Source organism: Streptomyces mutabilis (assembly GCF_014649815.1).
Lineage (GTDB): Bacteria > Actinomycetota > Actinomycetes > Streptomycetales > Streptomycetaceae > Streptomyces > Streptomyces mutabilis.
The window spans coordinates 1-3,774 of record NZ_BMTT01000053.1 but is presented as its reverse complement, the minus strand read 5'-3'; the positions used below and the strand labels follow the sequence as shown (position 1 = coordinate 3,774).

Here is a 3,774-nt window from a genome sequence, read left to right as displayed (position 1 = left end):
CGCCCCATCCCCAGCCGCTGCGAACCCTGACCCGTGAACACAACACCCAGCCGACCGTCACCGGCCACCGCCTCGGTCACGCCCGCCAGCAGCTCGTCGGCCGTCCGGCCGACCGTCACCAGACGGTGGTCGAAGCGCGACCGCAGCGTCAGGGAGTACGCGATGTCCAGCGGCCGTGCGGAAGCGTCCGCCAGCCGGGCCAGCTGCTCGCGGGCGGCCGCCGCGGACCGGCCGGACACCAGCCACGGCACCACGACGTCCGCCGCCGCCGGCTCGACGGCCTCGGCAACCACGGTGACCGGGGCCTGCTCCAGGATCGTGTGCGCGTTGGTGCCGGAGATGCCGAACGACGACACCGCCGCCCGCCGCGGCCGCTCCACCGTCGGCCACGGCGTCGGCTCCGTCAGTACCGACACCGCGCCCGAGTCCCAGTCGACCCGGGACGACACTTCGCCGACGTGCAGCGTCTTCGGCAGCTCGGCGCTGCGCAGCGCGAGGACCATCTTGATGATGCCCGCGACACCGGCGGCCGCCTGTGTGTGCCCGATGTTCGACTTCACCGAACCCAGCAGCAGGGGCGTCTCACGGTCCTGGCCGTAGGTCGCCAGGAGTGCCTGTGCCTCGATGGGGTCACCGAGCGACGTGCCCGTGCCGTGGGCCTCCACGGCGTCCACTCCGGACGGCTCGAGACCGGCACTGGCCAGCGCGGCCCGGATCACCCGCTGCTGCGACGGGCCGTTCGGGGCGGTCAGGCCGTTCGACGCGCCGTCCTGGTTCACCGCCGAACCCCGCACCACGGCCAGGACTTCGTGCCCGTTGCGGACGGCGTCCGACAGCCGCTCGACCACGATCATGCCGATGCCCTCGGACCACCCCGTGCCGTCGGCGTCCTCGGCGAACGCCTTGCACCGGCCGTCCGGCGCCAGTCCGCCCTGCCGGGAGAACTCCACGAACAGCCACGGCGTCGTCATCAGCGTCACGCCGCCGACCAGCGCCAGCGAGCACTCACCGCTGCGCAGTGCCTGCGTCGCCCAGTGCAGCGCCACCAGCGACGACGAGCACGCCGTGTCCACGGTGACCGCCGGCCCCTCCAGACCGAGCGTGTACGCGAGGCGGCCGGACAGCACGCTGGCGGCGAGGCCCGTACCGGTGTGGCCCTGGCGGCCGGCCTCGGTGCCGGCGAGCACGTCGCCGTAGTCCTGGCCGTTCGTGCCGACGAACACGCCCGAGGAGCTGCCGCGCAACGCCAGCGGATCGATGCCCGCCCGCTCCAGCGCCTCCCACGACGTCTCCAGCAGCAGCCGCTGCTGCGGGTCCATCGCCACGGCCTCCCGCGGGGAGACCTCGAAGAAGTCCGCGTCGAAGCCGGCGATGTCCTGCAGGAAGCCACCCAGCTGGGTGGTGCTGCGGTCCGGTCGGTCGCCGACGAGACCGTCCAGGTCCCAGCCGCGGTCCGTGGGGAACGGCCCGATCGCGTCGCTGCCCTCGGTCAGCAGCGCCCAGAGGGCCTCCGGCGAGTCGATGCCGTTCGGGAAGCGGCACGCCATGCCGACGATGGCGATCGGCTCGTCGGTGACGGCGGTGACCGGTGCCGTGACGGTGGTAACCGGGCCGTCGAGCAGCTCGTCGAGCAGGAGCTCGACCACCCCGGCCGGGGTCGGGTGGTCGTAGAGCAGGGACGCGGGCAGGCGGAGCCCGGTCGCCGCGACCAGCCGGTTGCGCAGCTCGACGGAGGTCAGCGAGTCGAAGCCCAGCTTGCCGAACTCACGGTCCAGCGTGATGTCGCCGGGCAGTCTGTGCAGGACCGCCGCCACGGCGCCGCGCACCACGCCCGCGACCCGTGCCAGGCGCTGCTCCTCGTCGAGGGACCGCAGCTCCGCGGCGAGTCCGGACGCCGGAGCGGCGGAGGTCTCGGCGAAGCGGCGCGCCTCCGGCAGTGCCGACAGCAGGGGGCGGTGCGGCCGTGGCGTGAGCAGGGTGGCCACCACGTCGGGGTGGCGCATGTCGAGCACGGTGAGCGTGGGTTCCGGCGCCGTGACGGCCTGCCCGAGCACCGTCAGGGCCAGGTGCGGGTCGAGCGCGGCGGCTCCGACGCCCGTCGCGCCGCCGCCCATGCCGTCCCCGGCCCACGCGCCCCACGCCAGCGAGGTGCCGGGCAGCCCCAGCGCGCGGCGGCGCTGGGCGATGGCGTCGAGGACCGCGTTGGCCGCGGCGTAGTTCGCCTGGCCGGGGTTGCCGACGGAACCGGCGGCCGAGGAGAACAGCGCGAACACCGACAGGGCGCGATCGCGGGTCAGCTCGTCCAGCACCAGCGCCGAGTCCACCTTGGCGCGGAACACCGTCTCGAACTGCTCGCCGCTCAGCCCGGACAGCACGCCGTCCGCGAGGACGCCGGCCGCGTGGACGACGCCGGTCAGCGGCTGGTCGGCGGGTATCGCCGCGAGGACGGCCGCCATGGCGTCGTGGTCGGCGGTGTCCGCCGCGACCAGGTCCACCTCGACCCCGGCAGCGGTCAGTTCGTCGCGCAGCGCGATGGCGCCCGGCGCCGTGTCACCCCGGCGGCTCACCAGCACGAGACGCGCGACACCACGGTCCGCGAGCCGGCGGGCCACACGCGCGCCGAGCGCACCCGTACCGCCGGTGATGAGCACGGTGCCGGTCGGGGTCCACTCCGGCGCGTCCCCGGCGGGCGCGGGTGTCATCCGTCGGCCCAGCGCGACGCCCCCGTTGCGGATGGCGACTTCCTCCTCGCCGCCGGGGTGCGCGAGCACGGCGGCGAGACGCGTGAGAGCGGCGTCGTCCGGCTCGGCGGGCAGGTCGATCACACCGCCCCAGCCGTCCGGGTGTTCGAGCGCGGCGACCCGGCCCAGCCCCCACACGGCGGCGCGCTCGGGGTGCTCGACGGCGTCACCGTCGACGGCGGCGACGGCACCGCGCGTGACCGCCCACACGGGCGCGGTGATGCCGAGCCCGGTGAGAGCGCGGATCAGCGTGGCCGTGGCGACCGGTCCGGCCGGGTCCTCGGCCAGCAGGGACAGCACGCCCGCGAAGCCCGCGCCCTCCGCGATGGACAGCCGCGCGGCGAGCGCGTCGGCATCGGCGGTCACCGGCACGTTCACGTGGATCGCGCCCGGCCCGGCCGCGCCGGCCACGCGGCTCGCCCAGGTCTCGTCGGCTCCCTCCGGCACGATCACGAGCCACGTACCGCGCGGGGTGCCGGTGACCGCACCGGTCAGCGGTACCCATGTCTCGCGGTAGCGCACGGCGTCGAGGTCGCGTTCGGCCCGCCGTCGGCGGCGCCACGCAGCGAGCGCCGGCACCACGCCGGACAGCTCCTCGCCGGTGAGGCCGAGGCCGGCGGCCAGGCTGTCGAGGTCCTCGCTCTCGATGGCGTCCCAGAACTCGGCGTCCACCGGGTCGGTGGCGACCGGCTCGCCGTCAGCCTGCTCGGGCCAGTAGTAGTGGTGCTGGAAGGCGTAGGTGGGCAGGTCCACGCGGGCGGCGTGCAGGGGCCCGAAGAACACCGCCCAGTCGACCGTCACACCGGCCGTGTGCAAGGCGCCGAGCGCGGTGACGGCCGACTCCTCCTCGGGCCGGTCCTTGCGCAGTACGGGAAACGTGGTGACGGCCGCGGTCTCCTGGATCATCGCCGACAGCGTGCCGTCCGGGCCCAGCTCCAGGAACGTACCGATCTCGTCGGCGACCATGTCCCGCACCGCGTCGGCGAACCGCACCGCCTCGCGCACATGCCGGACCCAGTACTCCGGGCTGGTC

General features: G+C 75.0%; 1 protein-coding gene. It reads right to left on the bottom strand.

Annotation, left to right across the window (positions count from 1 at the left end; genetic code table 11):
* Positions 1–3,774 (bottom strand): SDR family NAD(P)-dependent oxidoreductase (locus IE142_RS34410; RefSeq protein ID WP_191889371.1); only part of this gene is annotated, 3,774 nt, incomplete at both ends.